The following is a 15,165-nucleotide window of genomic DNA, read 5'->3' on the forward strand; positions in this document are numbered from 1 at the left end:
TTTTGCCTAAACTGAAGCGTCTTTTCCAATTTTTTCTAGCATCAACTCAGCAGCTTTTTGTTCAGCAATCTTTTTACTAGAAGCACATGCAGAAACTTTACCATAATCTTCTATGCAAACTGATATAGTAAATTCAGGATTGTGTGCTGGTCCAGTTTGTTTTACAAGCTCATACTCTGGTAAAGGCAATTTGTTTTTCTGAGTCCACTCTTGCAGTGAGGTTTTAGGATCTTGAGGGGGGTCAAGCATGCTTTTAGCTAGCTTTTCCCAATATTGGGTAATAAATTTTTCAACATTTTCAAGTCCGCCATCAATATAAATTGCACCTATTAGTGCTTCAAGCGAGTTTTCTAAATTTTTTAGATTACATCTCCCTCCATTGCAGCGTTCACTATTATTCATGATGATAAAGCTGCCTAATTTTATTTCTTTAGCAACATTAGCAATGGTGTTGCCACAAACTAAATCCGTCTTTCTTTTTGCCAATGCTCCTTCTTTTTCTTCAGGAAATAGTTTAAACAGTATGGCAGATACGACCATATTCAAAACACTATCACCCAAAAACTCTAGTCTTTCGTAGCTTACAATCTGGTTTTTGCTATTCCTTTTATTTACGCTTGGGTGAGTTAGTGCCTCTTCTAATATTGCATAATTTGTAAATTTATAATCAATGATCTTAGATATTGCATCATTCAAACTCTTCATACCCATTATTTAAAAGAAAAGCACTTTCTACCACCTTTATACCAGAGAATTAGTCTTATTTTATTAAAATAATACCACCAACTTCCAAAATTAATGTATACAACCCACCACCTCACTAATGTTACTAAATCCATCTCTCCTTATTAGTTCTGCAAGTTCTAGATTAATTTTGTTTACAACTTGAGGTCCGTGGTATATGAGAGCAGTGTACAACTGCACCAAAGAGGCTCCTGCCTTTATTTTTTTATATGCATCAGCACCACTTGAGATTCCTCCGCACCCTATCAATAATATTTTGCCCTTAGTAAATTTGTACATATCGCCCAATAACTCGGTTGAAAGTTTGAACAGTGGTTTGCCACTCAATCCGCCACTTTCGTTGTGGTGGGAATGCAGATTATCTCTACTTACCGTAGTGTTGCTTACTGTTAATCCGTCAATCTTATATTCCAACGCAAGCTCAGCGATATTTTCTTTCGTTTGCTGATCTATATCTGGTGAGATTTTTAATATTATTGCGGAATTATCAATTGATTTCCGGGTTAGAGTTATGGATTTCAACAATTTCGATAATTCTTGCTTATTGTGCAGATTGCGTAAATTAGGCGTGTTTGGAGACGAGATGTTCAGCACTATATAATTGCTTTTTCCATATACCATCTTTATTAAATCAACATAATCACTAATTTGGTCTTTCGATGCACTATTTTTTCCTATATTTATGCCAAAAATGCAGTCATCAAGCTTGGTTTCATCTATTTGTTTAAGAAAATAGTCTATTCCTTTATTGTTAAATCCCAATCTGTTAATTACCCCTTGATCTTTAATTAACCGAAAAATTCTTGGTTTTTTGTTTCCATATTGTGGATTACGAGTTACAGTACCAGTTTCAATAAACCCAAAACCAAATGAAAGCATAGGCCTTATAACTTCTGCATTCTTGTCAAAACCTGCAGCCAGGCCCACGGGGCTTCTGAGCTTATTACCAAAAAAATTCACACTCAAAGATTCTGGTAGCTCTATAGGATTCTTATAAGGTATTTTCTTTAATACCATAATTGCCAAAGAGTGAGCAACTTCAGGCGGCAGTAAAAACAATAAATTACGTAATATCATTTTGTAAAACACTTTGCTTATTTTTAGTTTATTTTTTACCATGAAACGCTATAAGAGTATAACCATAACTTGAAAAGAAATTAGACTTCTTGCATAACCATATAACGAACTTTTATTGGAAATAGAAACAAAAAACTTACTTGACAAGCTTCGCCAGCCCCCTTATTATGACAATAAGGGTATTTATGACTCAAAACTTGTTTTTGACCTGCAGGCTCAATGACAAAATTCAGTAAAAAACTTAGGGTATTTTTTGGCGGATTACATAAAATTATAGCGGCTGCATGTCTTTTTTATTTTTTCTACATTCAGCCAAATCGCGCTTAAACTAAGCGTCAGCACATTATTACAGCGCCACTTACAGTAATATAGAGTCAAAACTCGCACTACGGGATTTCTTTGCCTTTTTTTTTATTTGGTAAATTTCTTAATGTTTGTAGCTAAAGCAATTTAAGAGACTGAAAATGGTGTCATTCCAGCGCGTGACGCTGGAATCTAGTCTTTATTATGCAGCCACTTATTTAAAGTTAAGTTTTCTGGATCCAAGTAGTCAAGCTACTCGGATGACACCTTTTTTCTACTTAGTTTGGGTTATGCAAGAAGTCTATTGATTTTACTTATGAATAAATAATGGATAAGCTTTCTCTATAGGTTACACACTTAAAGCTACTGTTGAATTGAGCAACTTTTACAAGATATAGAAAATGAAAGAGGCCGGGACCGGAATTGAACCGGTATAAAAGGATTTGCAGTCCTCCGCATAAGCCATTCTGCCACCCAGCCATTTTTTATGTGTAGATATCCATTATATCTTTTAGCATAGATAAAGCTTCCTCCCTTTTGCGTTGAAAAGTGTTACGTCCAATGATTGAACCATTACCACCACCCTGCTTAATTTCTTTCGCTTCATTGCATATGTCATCTACTTCCTTCGATTCGCCACCAGAAAAAACTACTATTCTTTTCCCTGCAAAACAAGATCTTTTAACATATTCAATTCTTTTAGATAATGATTCAATATTTTCTGTTTCTATTTTCTCCCTTTCCAAATATTTAGTTGGAAGTTTTACTTTTATTATATTAGCGCCAAGCAAAGCTGCCATATGCGCAGCATAGGCAATAACATCAACTGCTGTTTCACCTTCTTTGGAAATTCCTTCACCGCGTGGATAAGACCACAGCACTACTGCAAGCCCATAAGATTTGGCTTCAGCTACGATTTCACGGGCTTCTTCCATCATATCAAAACACTTAGCAGAACCAGGATATATAGTAAATCCAACAGCCAAGCAGCCCAAACGCAGTGCATCTTTCACAGAAGAGGTTATTGCTTGATCAGAAGTCAGATTTTTTGAATGTAAGGAGTTGGAACTATTAAGTTTCAAAATAAGTGGGAGCATTCCAGCATAAGTTGAAGCACCAGCTTCAATCATACCAAGTGGAGCAGCATATGCACTTACTCCCGAATCAACTGCAAGCTGAAAATGATAATGTGGGTCATAAGCATCAGGGTTAACTTCAAAGCTTTTTATTGGCCCGTGCTCAAATCCTTGATCTACTGGCAGAATCACTAACTTGCCAGTACCGCCAAGCTTTCCATGCATGAGAATACGAGTAAGATTTGCTTTTACCCCGGGGTTTTCACTTTCGTAGTAGCTTAGGACTTGTTTTACTTTATCACTTATCACTATAATTCAAATTAAATTTAAGTTATAAATTGTAACAAAGATGAAGTTCAATACAAGGATTTTAAACTATATCAAAAGCAATTTTATTTTCTACTTTATTCATATAGATTCTTAATTTCTTTCCTTTTATTAATTTACGATTCAGTATTTCTTCCGCTAAGTAACTTTTTATCTCTTTTTCAATAAGTCTCTCTATCGGACGTGCTCCCATTTCCTTACTATAACCCATTTGTACAAGATAAGATTTCACTTCATCCTCTACCAAGCAGTTTATGCCTTTTTGCGTCAGTTGCTTTTTCAGTTCTAGGACAAATTTATCCACAATATGCAAAATCACATCCGTACTTAAGTCAGAAAAAGAAATAATCGCATCAAGACGATTACGAAATTCAGGGCTAAAAACCTGTTCTATTGCTTTTTCGCTATCACCAATGTTAAAATTTTTATGCCCAAAGCCAACAAAACTTTTGCTGCGTTCAACTGTTCCTGCATTAGTTGTCATAATTAAAATTATATTGGAAAAGTTAACTTTATGTCCGTAAGTGTCTGTAACACAACCATAATCCATAATTTGTAGCAATATATTATAGATATCGCTATGGGCCTTTTCAATTTCATCAAGCAGCACAACACTATATTGATTGTTAGATACAGACTCTGTGAGTAATCCACCCTGATCATAACCTACATATCCAGGAGGAGAACCAATCATCCTTGATATCGTATGAGATTCAATATATTCGGACATATCAAAGCGTATAAGATTCATGCCCATGCTTTCTGCTAATTGTTTTGCTAGCTCGGTTTTACCAACACCGGTTGGCCCTGCAAAAAGATAATTTGCTAAAGGCTTATTGTAATTTCTCAACCCAGATTTAGCAATTTTAATAGAATTAACAAGAGATTCTATTGCCTGCTCTTGGCCAAAAATCACCTTTTCTAGATTAGCTTTTAAAGACTTTACTTTCTGCAAATCATCAGATTCAGATCCGCAAGGCACATTTGTAATTCTAGTAATGGTATTCTTAATATCTCTACTATTTACAATTTTACCCCTGTTTCTTAGCAATTTACAATATGCCCCTGCCTCATCAATAACATCAACCGCTTTATCAGGTAATATTCGCCCAGTAATATACTTATGCGAAAGTTCAGCCGCAGACCTAATGGCATTCTTTGTATAATATACTCCATGATACCCTTCATAGTAGTGCTTTATGCCATCTAGTATCTTTATCGTTTCATTAACAGAAGATTCTTTAACATTAATTTTTTGAAACCTTCTTGCTAGTGCTTTATCTTTTTCAAAACTAGTGCTGTACTCTCTATATGTAGTTGCACCTATACAACGTAGTGTACCTCTTGCAAGCGCAGGTTTGAGTAGGTTACCTGCATCAAGAAAGCTACCACTTGTAGAACCTGCTCCAATGATAGTGTGTATTTCGTCAATAAAAAGGATAGCACCTGGTTTTACCTCAATCGCTTTTATTATAGATTTTATTCTCTCTTCAAAATCACCTCTGTAGCGTGTCCCTGCAAGGAGTGATCCTAAATCCAAAGCATAAATTATACTGGACCTGAGCGCACTCGGAACACTGCCTTCAATGATCTTGAGTACCAAACCCTCAACTATTGTTGTTTTGCCAACACCTGGGTCTCCAACATATAAAGGGTTGTTTTTTCTACGCCTCAATAATATTTCTATAGTGCGATTTAATTCATAATCACGACCAATAACATAATCTATTTTTTTGCTTCTCGCATAGTCATTTAAATTTTTACAATAACTTTGTAGAATTTCCTCATCTTTTAGTAGCTCACCTTTATTTACTGTAGTAGGAGCGTCATTATTTTTATCAAGTTTTACTTTATGATTGGTGGTGTATTCATCTATATCGCTCAAGTATTTCATATTAGATATATGGTAAATCAAATTGGAATCTTTCACACTTTGTTTCTGCAATAGATCTTCAACGTATAAATCTTGCCCAGACAAAATTTCTACTAGAACACTTGCTCCATTTATTTCTTTTTTCCCCAAGCTATGAGCCCGTATTATTGCTCTGTGTATTATGCATTGAAACATTGAGCTAGGTTTAACTCCACTGATAATCAATTCAGAACTGCTTTGTAAAAACCCTTTTATATTATTATTATAATCATTAGCCTTAATATTGCATCTTGATAGAATGTTATCCATATTGATGATTTCATCGGCTCTGATATTACATCTTGATAAAACGTAATTTACATCCACGTCTTTAGTTAACGCCAGCAATAAATGTTCTACTTTCGCATATTTTAGATTAAAATTAGAAGCAATAAGTAGCGCTCTATTCAAACTTGCCTCTAAGTTTTTGGAAATCATCTCCTATTCTCTTTAAAAGTGGGAACTCATATATAATGAATAGCACACAATTATTAAAAAAATTGAAATCCAGCAGTTCGCTGTAGCCAATTTGAATCCCCACTCTGGATCTACGTCATAGCACCGCGATATCTCAACATAGATTCCGCTAATGAGTAGCGGAATGACGAGTTTTACGCTTATCAAGTTGTAGGTAAATCCTATTTAATATGCTTTTTCTAGTACTCTGCTTTTCTTCTTAAATGCATTGATCTTTTTTCTACCGTATTTAGTCTTTAACGTACTTGGCCTTTTAAAGACCTTTTTGCTATTACGTTTTTTAAATTGCACACTACAATCAAAATTTGGCTCTCCTTCTTTGTCTGCCAATGCAGGCAGTCTTCTCTTATCTTGAGGTGTAACAAAAGATAGCGCATGCCCTTCAGCTCCAGCACGTGCAGTTCTGCCTATACGATGAATATAGTCAGCTTGCGATTGTGGTGCATCATAATTGATAACATGTTGAATGTGGGGAATATCAAGGCCGCGAGAAGCAACATCTGTTGCAACCATGATTTGATTGCTGCCACGACGAAAAGAATTAATGACCCTTTCGCGCTTGTGCTGCCTTAAATCACCATGAATTGCTAAAGCGCTATAGTCATCTTTGTGCAATCTGCTAGCTAGCTGATCCGCTCCTTGCTTTGTTTTGACAAAGATAATGATTGATCCTTCGCGCTGACATAGTTGTGTAACAAGCTTTTCATATTTTTCTGATTCTGATGCATAAACAATCTCTTGCTTAATTTTTACAGAAGTTGTAGTCTCACAATCAACAGAAATACGTTCTGGTCGATTAAGGTACTTCTCAGTAAGTTTAACTATATCACTAGGAAGAGTTGCAGAAAACATAAGAGTCTGCCGTATTTTTGGCAGATATTTCATGATCCCTTCAATTTGAATTCCAAAGCCCATATCAAACATACGATCCGTTTCATCAAGCACAAGAACGCTAACATTGCGAGTAATCAAAGTTTTACGCTCAATATGGTCTATAATACGACCAGGAGTACCTATTACAATTTGTGGTTTTTTCTGAAGCTGATTTAGCTGCCTAAAAATAGGCTCACCACCAATCAATAAAGCGACCCTTAGTGCAGAATTTTGAAATAAGAGTTTTCTTATCTCATTTGTTACCTGATGCGCAAGCTCCCTGGTTGGCACGATGACTAAAGCTGAACCAGTGTTAGGCTCATTCAGCAACTTAGCAACCAACGGAATAGCAAATGCCAAAGTTTTTCCAGTTCCCGTTTGAGCAGACCCAAGAATATCTTTACCTTGTAGCGCTAAGGGAATCGCTTGTATTTGAATCGGAGTTGGGACGAAAAGATTATTTTTATCTAGAGCTTGTGTAAGCGAAGCTGGGAGACCCATCTCATAAAAATTATTCACAATACGTTAACCCTATTAAAAGACTTCATAATAGATTAATCTTCCAATCTTAAATTTATTGCAGATTTTTTATCTTCTCCGTTTCTACCGCGCTCCTCTTTAACCTCATAACTCACCCTTTCTCCTTTTATCCCCTTCTCTTTATTCTCTCCTTTAAGTGTCTCAGGCCTTATTCCTGAACGTTCCAACGTGCTAATATGTACAAAAACGTCACCCCCTTTACCTTCTGGCTTGATGAAACCATAGCCTTTTTCGGCATTAAACCATTTTACATTACCAAATTCCATTTAAACAACTCCTAAATTATTAATTAACATTACTAATGTGATGAAAAACTTTGAAATTACGATTGAGAATGCTTTAAGCTTAGCTATTGAAACTAAACCTTTATACTCCATAGTCTATTCTTAACATTACATGACAATAATACACAATTGTTGTACTTAATGCAAATAAATTTTTTAATCGTTAAGCGAACCTGCAACCGTCATTTCGCTAACTTTAATCGTTGGTGAATTAAATTGCCCACAAAAAGTTAGATCATCTGCAACGACTAAATTGCTAAACATATCCTTTAAATTGCTAGCAATGGTAATCTCATGTATTGGATACGTTATTTTTCCATTTTCTATAAAAAATCCGGAAGCGCCTTGGCTGTAATCGCCATTGATTAAATTAACACCAAAACCAAATAAATCAGTTACATATATTCCCTCTTTCACTTCCTGAATTAATTCTTCAAACGATACATTACCATTCTCAATGTAGAGGTTACTAGCTGCAGGAATAACTGCAGCATTACTTGCACGAGTTGCACTTCCGGTTGTTTCTGAGTCTAATTTTCTAGCCGAGTATAAGTCTAAAATCCAATTTTGTAATATTCCGTTTTTTACAAATATATTTTTCTTGCTAGTTATCCCTTCTCCATCAAATGGTCTCGATGCTATGCCTCTTGGCAACAATGGATCATCGATAATATTAATTCTATCGTTGAAAATCTGAGCGTTTAAACTACCCCTCAAGAAAGAACTGTTGCTTATAATACTGCTCCCATTTATAGCAGAAGCAAAACTTTTTACTAGCCCTTTTGCTGCTCTTTTTTCAAAAATAACTGGAAATTTACCAGTTTTAATTGTACGTGAATTCAATTGATCAACTGCTCTTTTTGCTGCTTCTTTTCCCATTAACTCTGGCAACTTTAAATCACTAAAATTACATGCTATATCATAATCGTAACCAACCTTCATTTCACTTTCTCTTCCAGCAACAACAGAGACCTGATTAGCAAAGGTTGATTTACTAAACGAGCCAATAAAACCAGAAACAGTCGATAATACTGTATTCACTAAAGCGTATGAAGAAGAGGCTCCTTCAGAATTAGTGATACTCTTATGTGCAAGGGCTGAATTTTCTGCAGCTTCAGCAATTTCTTTTAGGTTATCAACGGTTACAACATTATTATCTGAGATACTTAAATCTGCAGAAGAGATATAATTACTACCATTTACAGCAAAATTAATGCAAGGATCTTCTGGCGCATTCTTTGCCATTTCTACCACTTGGCTTACCGTATCACTAAGATTATTCAAATCGTTTGTAGAAATATACGCAGCTTTGTTTTTACCTGCTATAGCTCTGATTCCTACAGTGCAATTTTTAGATTGTGATATTTGCTCAATTTTTGATAGACGCTGAGAAACTGAAGTCTTATTAGTTTCATATATTGTAACTTCCGCATCTTGATTCTGCTTTTTTATTAATTTAGTGATATCTGCTGCAATATTTAATATATTCATTTTCTATTCCTTAGATTTTTATAAAGACTCTGCACCACCTATAACTTCAATTAAATCAGTTGTAATTGCTGCTTGACGAGAACGATTATAAAGCAATGCTAGTTTGTTCAGCATCTCTTTAGTGTTTCTGTTTGCTGATTCCATAGCAACCATCCTAGCACTATTCTCACTTGTTGCACTTTCAAGCAAAGCAGAGTAAAGAGCAATTACAACGTAATCTTGAACCAAAGATTTTAAAATAAATTCAATATTTTGTGGTTCATACTCATAGCCGTAATCTGTTGTTGGACCAGCCAGAGAGTTGTCAATCAAGGATGAGTCTTCACTCCATGGTTTTATTGTTTCCAACATTGGTTTTTGCGTGAAGGTATTATAGAATTTACTATAAAAAACTTTAACTTTATCGTATTTACTTAAATCTATACCATCAACCAAAGCTTCTACGTGCTTTAACGTGATCCCCTTACTATTTTCAATTTTTAAGATACTTTTAGAGTCAAATCTATTTTTACCTACATCAAAAGCTTTTTTACCAAGAAATACAATATCTACTTTTTTGCCATTTGCGATTAACTTATTTTGACTAAATTTGACAATAGAAGAGTTAAAGTTGCCGCACAAGCCACGATCAGACGCAACAATGAATACTAGGTAAGAACCGTCGTTACTGACATTTAGAATTTTTGCCAGTAATTCTTGATCAACTGATAGCATTAATGAAGAAATAATGCTATGCAGCTTAGATATATATAATTTTGAATTTGATAATTTCTTTTGGCTTTGTAATAACTTTGCTGCAGAAACCATTTGCATTATTTTCGTGGTTTTCTGTACAGACCTAATATTCTTAATTCTTAAGGATAATTCCTTTAAGCTCTTCATTTTGTATACAACCCTGATTTATTAAAATATATAATTGTTAGTGTCTAAAAGCAAGTTTTTTTGACATTAGAACCAAGTCTAACTAAAAAACTTGCAGGTTTATTATTTTGAAATAAGGGTTATATTAAGAGATCTACTCCAAAAATTGTTCAATAGAGGTCTTTGATGGTAATTTCCCATATATTATTATCATCACACTTTGTGGAACCTTATAATATATAATAAACGCAATTAAAACTATTGCAATTTGAACATTTATGATCCCATTGCTTTAGTTCTCTGTTACAATTTTTACACTTCCAGCCCGGATCAGGTAAAGCTTCTGAGCCCATCTTGTTTAGCCAATAAATTACCTTGTCGTGTTCTTGCAATGTAACCTTAAGTTGTATTACAATAAAGTAGATTGACATGTAATTAGCCTTTTTCATAGCAGTGTCTAAATATTGACTTGCAAGATCATATTTACCTGAACTCATTGAGGACAAAGCAAGTAAACAGTAACTAAAATAATAATCAGGGCGTAAGTTGTATAGTCTTTCAGCACCTTTACTATTTAAATTGATGTACATTTTAGCTGACTGAGGAGTAGGATTTACTGCATATTCTGCCTCTAGCACTGCAGAAGCTTTTCTGATTTTTCCAAGTTTAATATATAATTCTGCCTTTAAATAATTAATGGGCCGAAAAGTTGCATAATAACTTTGTGCTCTGAGTAAAGACTTTATAGCCCCTTTAAAATCCCCTTTACTTTCATATTGTTTTGCCAAAGCACAATAAAAAACTGCAAACATTTCTTTATGGTCAAAGGGAAGAAAAATATTGAACTTAACTGCTTCCCTCAACTTCAAAATTGCATTAATCCAATCTTCTTTCAATATGCAATGCTCTATTTGAAAGGGAATAGATAGCATTTTATCATTAATTGAACTAGAGCAATATTCTATAAATTTTTGAAAGACTACTTTTTCTTGTTTGAGGTGAACAATCAGCTTATTGGCCAGAAGTAGAGCTAAGTTACGATTTTTATTTGCAATATTTGTTAAACCGTTACTGAAAAAGCTGTAATTTCCCGTCTTACCTGAGTTAAAGAGCTTTATTAAAGACAACCTATCGCTCTTCTCATTTAGACTTTTAACTAGCTTTTCAGCATTCTCTATATTGTTTAAGTCTATGCTAAAGAAAGCTTCAAAGAGAAGCAATTCTTCCCTATCCCTTCTTCTATTTCTTATGTTGGCAAATGTCGATGAAATGGAAGAAAAAAAGCGTGCAAGTGCAATTAACAAAAATAATAAAACTACACAAGTAAAAATAATGAAATATAGATCAATACTTATAGTGTAATTGCCTAATTCCAATTTTATTACTTCACCACTTACCTTGACCCATATGCCAAATAAAAACGAAAGAGCGAAAATTATAAAATAAATCATGAGATATATTGTAATAAGTGATGATATATTGTTGAAATATTCTTAGAAGCTACAATAAAACCATTCAATTTATTCAGCCATGGCTTGAATTCTGAATGCGTTAAATTGCTTACTGTAACAGTTATATTTTGCCAATCATTATCGTTTATTGACTCCTCAATTTCTGCGAATTTTGCCCTTAATGGGTCATTTTTATCTTGTATTCTAATCCAGTTTGAAATGATTTTTTTAGACAATGTACTTTTATTGTAGTTAATAACAGCAATGGTCTTCTCAAAAGATAACTTCAACTCACGTAAAGTATCTACCTCTTTCAAACTTTCCAATTCATTTACTGCATTTTCTATCTCTGGATCATCAAGCTCTGATATCAAAGGCTTTATTGAATTTATATGATTATCAAATTTTGCTTCTCGCAATAACGAATTCTTCATTTTAACTACAAGTAGCAGCAATCTTGCGAGGTTCTTATACCTTGAGCTACCATCACCTTGCTCACATTGAGTGTGCAGACCTCTCTTTAAGTCAAATATCTTTTTTTCTACCCTGGATTGATTAACTTCAAGTGACATTCTGAATTCATCTATTTTTTCCGTTAAAACATTTATATTGTCTTCGCTTTCTTGCTGACTTATTTTAAAAAAGATTATGTTATTTATTGTGATGTAACCGGTAAATAACAATACAATTAAGAACCAACCTATGTACTTTTGCTGAGTATCATTCATAACGTAGTATCTCCGCAGGATCTTGTGCAGCTGCCTGCAATGCAGGAGCAATTGTCGCTAAAAATGATAAGAGTAACGCAAGTGCAGAAATACTTACTACATCTTGAGGGACTAATATCACCGGTAAACTTGAAAAAAAGTATATCATAGGATCAAATAGCTTGACGTTAGTAATGTTTTCTAAAAACACTCTAATACTTTCGATATTGAGAGAAAAAACGACACCTATAATACAGCCAAGACAAGTTCCCGTAAAACCGATTAATAGACCACAAGCGCAAAATATGCGCATAATGCTTCCACTTGTTGCACCAAATGTACGCATAATTGCAATCGCGGATTTCTTTTCTTGCACTATCATCATTAAATTTGAGATAATATTAAACGCTGCTACAACTATAATCAAAGTAAGAATTAAAAACATCACATTTCTTTCAGTTTTTAAAGCACTAAAATAATGGCTTTGCTGTGATTGCCAACTTTCAGCTTTCATTCCTATTTCTTTTTCTATAGCATCTGCCAGCTTATCAGCTCTAGTAACGTCGTCTACAAGTACTTCTATATTTTTTATGCTATTTTCATAATTAAAAAAGGCTTGTGCTGATTTTAGAGGCATATATATCAAGGTATTATCATACTCAAACATACCCATATCAAATATTGCTATAACTTTATATTTTTTCATTCGCGGCATTTCACCAAGTAATGCATCAAATTCTTCAGATGATATAAACGTAATTTTGTCGCCATAGTCAACGTTCAAAGCTTCTGCCAATCGTGCTCCTATTATTATCCCTTCATCAAATTTTTTTACATCACCTATAATTACATTATTTGTAATGGTAGTACTATCAAGCAAATCTTTAGTTGATACACCTCGCACTACGCTACCTGCAATTTTACCATTTGCTACAATAATAACTTGATCATTGGTCATAGGAGTAGCTTTTAATATACCAGGAATTTTCTCAATAGATTTCGAAACTGTGCAGTAATCTGAATTTATGTTCCTATCAAAATAAACATTAATATGGCCATCAATGCCAAGTATTGAGTCAAGCAACTTTGCTCTGAATCCGTTCATCACAGACATCACCACTATTAGTGTTGCAACTCCAAGGGCAATGCCGATAATAGAGAACAAAGTCATTATAGAGCAAAATCTGGCATTTTTCGCTCGCAAATAGCAAGCAGCCATAGTAATTTCAAAGGCAATGGACATTACAAAATATTTTGAGGTTAAACATTATATTCTTGAAACTTCGTATAATTGTAGACTTTTCTTTATTTGAAAACTAGATATTTTTACTCCTTTAAATTTAGCAGACTTATAGAGTATCTTTAACATTAGAATTTCAAAATCTTCCATATACATCATCCAATCTCACTATATCATTATCAGATAAATGCTCTCCTATCTGAAATTCAACTATTTCAAGTGGAGAGCTTGTGCTTCTATTTTCAATCCTATGGGAAACTTCCCTTGGGATTTCTATCATATGGTCTTTTACTATAGCATATTCTTTGTCGCCTAAACTAATACCAATTCCTAAAAATAAATAGACGAATAAAGAAAAATTTCTAAAATAGAATAATTTAAGAATTAGTGGGGAGTTATGGCAGGAAAAAGTAAAGCAATAGGAGAAGAATTATATAATAAGTGTAACCTGGAATTAAAGAAGCACGGCATAAGAGGAGAGATAGGAAGAAGATTACAGGCAATAATATCTGCAAAAGAATATGGAATAACAAAAGTTGCTCAAATATACCGAATTACTAGAACTACATTGATGAAGTGGATTACAAGATTTAAGGAAGGAGGAGTCAATGCGTTTAAAATACAACCAGGACGTGGAGTAAAGCCGAAGTTGAGCTACAAGCAGCAAGAAGAAATTAAAAATGTCATAGCAGAAGAAGGAGCCAACCTAACGGCTAAGAAATTAAAAATCATAATTGAGAAAATGTTTTCTATTGAGGTAAGTAAGTCTACAGCACATAGACTGATGCAAAAGTTAGGTTTTTCGTATATTACTCCAAGGCCTGTGCACAATAAACAGGATAAAAATAAACAAGAAGAGTTTAAAAAAAAATCTTAATGAAACTATTGTCACGTATCCCGAAAAAGAGCTATTTTTCTTCGATGAGTTGCGGTTTGGCACACATTCAAAGATTGGACACGGGTGGTTTAAAAAAGGCATTAGGACACAGGTTAAGGTAAAATTAGGTAGGCAAAACTTTTATCTCTATAGTGCAGTTAATCCTAGAAATGGAGAGAGTTCTAGCTTATTCGTACCAAACGTCAATACTGATTGTATGAATATATTCCTTGAGCAGATGTCACAATATTTAGGAACAAGGGAGGCATTTCTTGTTGTGGATTGTGCAGGATGGCATAGATCCAAAGGTTTAAAAATACCACAAAATATTACCTTAATCTATTTACCTCCATATTCACCAGAGTTAAATCCAGTAGAGCGTTTATGGCAATATTTGAAAGACAATCTCATTAAAAATAGAATATATGACTCTGTTAGTTTATTGGAGGATACTGTATGTGCATTCATTCGTAATATTACGGAAAGTTCGATCAAAACCATTTGTTCTGTGAGTTATTTGCCTACTTATTTATGAGATTTGGTATAAGATTTGTAAGCTTAGATAATTCTTTTACACCTTCATCACCAATATTGTTATTCGATAAATTAAGTGAAGTAAGATTTGTAAGCTTAGATAATTCTTTTACACCTTCATCACTAATATTATTTTTTCCCAAGTTAAGTGAAGTAAAACTTGTAAGCTTACCATTAGCTAAAGCTTTCGCACCTTCATCACTAATTTTGTTATCATTTAAGTGAAGCAAAGTAAGATTTGTAAAATTACCTTCAGCTAACCCTTTTGCACCTTCATTACCAATATTGTTACCATTTAAGTGAAGCCTTTCAAGATTTTTAAGATTACCTTCAGCTAAAGAAGATCATTAGAGGGAAAAGAGGAGCTTGATGATTTGGAAGAGAGCTTAAT

At 33.9% G+C, this 15,165-nt stretch carries 14 protein-coding genes, 1 tRNA gene and 1 pseudogene; 1 reads left to right on the forward strand and 15 read right to left on the reverse strand.

Annotated features, from left to right (window positions below):
* Window positions 1-6 precede the first annotated feature (6 nt).
* From rnc to AAGD99_RS03100, 13 genes are all read right to left on the reverse strand, one after another.
* Window positions 7-705, reverse strand: a complete 699-nt coding sequence (gene rnc / locus AAGD99_RS03040) for a ribonuclease III (RefSeq protein WP_253309845.1) — start codon at window positions 703-705, stop codon at window positions 7-9.
* A gap of 90 nt (window positions 706-795) precedes the next feature.
* Window positions 796-1,863 (reverse strand): quinone-dependent dihydroorotate dehydrogenase, encoded by a 1,068-nt coding sequence (locus tag AAGD99_RS03045; protein WP_341822560.1) that lies wholly within the window; start codon window positions 1,861-1,863, stop codon window positions 796-798.
* A gap of 669 nt (window positions 1,864-2,532) precedes the next feature.
* A tRNA-Cys gene (locus tag AAGD99_RS03050) sits at window positions 2,533-2,604 on the reverse strand.
* Window positions 2,605-2,609: 5 nt separating this feature from the next.
* Window positions 2,610-3,506: a class I fructose-bisphosphate aldolase gene (locus AAGD99_RS03055; RefSeq protein WP_341823195.1), complete on the reverse strand. Its 897-nt coding sequence runs from the start codon at window positions 3,504-3,506 to the stop codon at window positions 2,610-2,612.
* Window positions 3,507-3,570: 64 nt separating this feature from the next.
* The gene (locus AAGD99_RS03060) at window positions 3,571-5,877 is read right to left on the reverse strand and encodes an AAA family ATPase (RefSeq protein ID WP_341822561.1); all 2,307 of its coding nucleotides are present in this window, start codon (window positions 5,875-5,877) and stop codon (window positions 3,571-3,573) included.
* Between the two features lie 204 nt (window positions 5,878-6,081).
* Complete coding sequence (locus AAGD99_RS03065) at window positions 6,082-7,308, reverse strand: DEAD/DEAH box helicase (protein ID WP_341822562.1); 1,227 nt, start codon at window positions 7,306-7,308, stop codon at window positions 6,082-6,084.
* 35 nt (window positions 7,309-7,343) lie between these two features.
* Window positions 7,344-7,595, reverse strand: coding sequence for a cold-shock protein (locus tag AAGD99_RS03070; protein WP_064124857.1), 252 nt, complete (start codon window positions 7,593-7,595; stop codon window positions 7,344-7,346).
* Between the two features lie 174 nt (window positions 7,596-7,769).
* Window positions 7,770-9,104: a TldD/PmbA family protein gene (locus AAGD99_RS03075; RefSeq protein ID WP_341821328.1), complete on the reverse strand. Its 1,335-nt coding sequence runs from the start codon at window positions 9,102-9,104 to the stop codon at window positions 7,770-7,772.
* Window positions 9,105-9,122: 18 nt separating this feature from the next.
* Window positions 9,123-9,986, reverse strand: coding sequence for an ATP synthase F1 subunit gamma (gene atpG, locus AAGD99_RS03080; RefSeq protein ID WP_341822563.1), 864 nt, complete (start codon window positions 9,984-9,986; stop codon window positions 9,123-9,125).
* Between the two features lie 209 nt (window positions 9,987-10,195).
* Window positions 10,196-11,416 (reverse strand): heme biosynthesis protein HemY, encoded by a 1,221-nt coding sequence (locus AAGD99_RS03085; protein ID WP_341822565.1) that lies wholly within the window; start codon window positions 11,414-11,416, stop codon window positions 10,196-10,198.
* Window positions 11,413-12,144, reverse strand: a complete 732-nt coding sequence (locus tag AAGD99_RS03090) for a hypothetical protein (RefSeq protein ID WP_253309852.1) — start codon at window positions 12,142-12,144, stop codon at window positions 11,413-11,415. The genes AAGD99_RS03085 and AAGD99_RS03090 overlap by 4 nt, the downstream gene beginning before the upstream one ends.
* Window positions 12,137-13,366, reverse strand: coding sequence for a lipoprotein-releasing ABC transporter permease subunit (locus AAGD99_RS03095; protein WP_264732521.1), 1,230 nt, complete (start codon window positions 13,364-13,366; stop codon window positions 12,137-12,139). The genes AAGD99_RS03090 and AAGD99_RS03095 overlap by 8 nt, the downstream gene beginning before the upstream one ends.
* A 133-nt stretch (window positions 13,367-13,499) precedes the next feature.
* Window positions 13,500-13,748 carry a hypothetical protein gene (locus AAGD99_RS03100; RefSeq protein ID WP_341823196.1) on the reverse strand — a complete coding sequence of 83 codons (249 nt, stop codon included), beginning with the start codon at window positions 13,746-13,748 and terminating at the stop codon, window positions 13,500-13,502.
* 12 nt (window positions 13,749-13,760) lie between these two features.
* Here AAGD99_RS03100 and AAGD99_RS03105 point away from each other — a divergent pair.
* A protein-coding gene (locus AAGD99_RS03105; RefSeq protein ID WP_341822277.1) for an IS630 family transposase occupies window positions 13,761-14,775 on the forward strand; the annotation gives its coding sequence in 2 pieces (ribosomal slippage) (window positions 13,761-14,225 and window positions 14,227-14,775; 1,014 coding nt in all).
* Here the strand turns inward: AAGD99_RS03105 and AAGD99_RS03110 are convergent.
* Together AAGD99_RS03110 and AAGD99_RS03115 are read right to left on the reverse strand one after the other, a co-directional pair.
* On the reverse strand, window positions 14,762-15,058 hold the full coding sequence (locus AAGD99_RS03110; RefSeq protein ID WP_341823197.1) for a hypothetical protein: 297 nt from the start codon (window positions 15,056-15,058) through the stop codon (window positions 14,762-14,764). The two genes, AAGD99_RS03105 and AAGD99_RS03110, sit on opposite strands and share 14 nt — an antisense overlap.
* Window positions 15,035-15,088, reverse strand: a pseudogene (locus tag AAGD99_RS03115) (hypothetical protein); the annotation flags it as partial. The pseudogene AAGD99_RS03115 and the gene AAGD99_RS03110, both read right to left, overlap by 24 nt.
* Window positions 15,089-15,165: the final 77 nt, after the last annotated feature.

The sequence above is a fragment of the Wolbachia endosymbiont (group A) of Clivina fossor genome, from assembly GCF_964026865.1.
Lineage (GTDB): Bacteria > Pseudomonadota > Alphaproteobacteria > Rickettsiales > Anaplasmataceae > Wolbachia.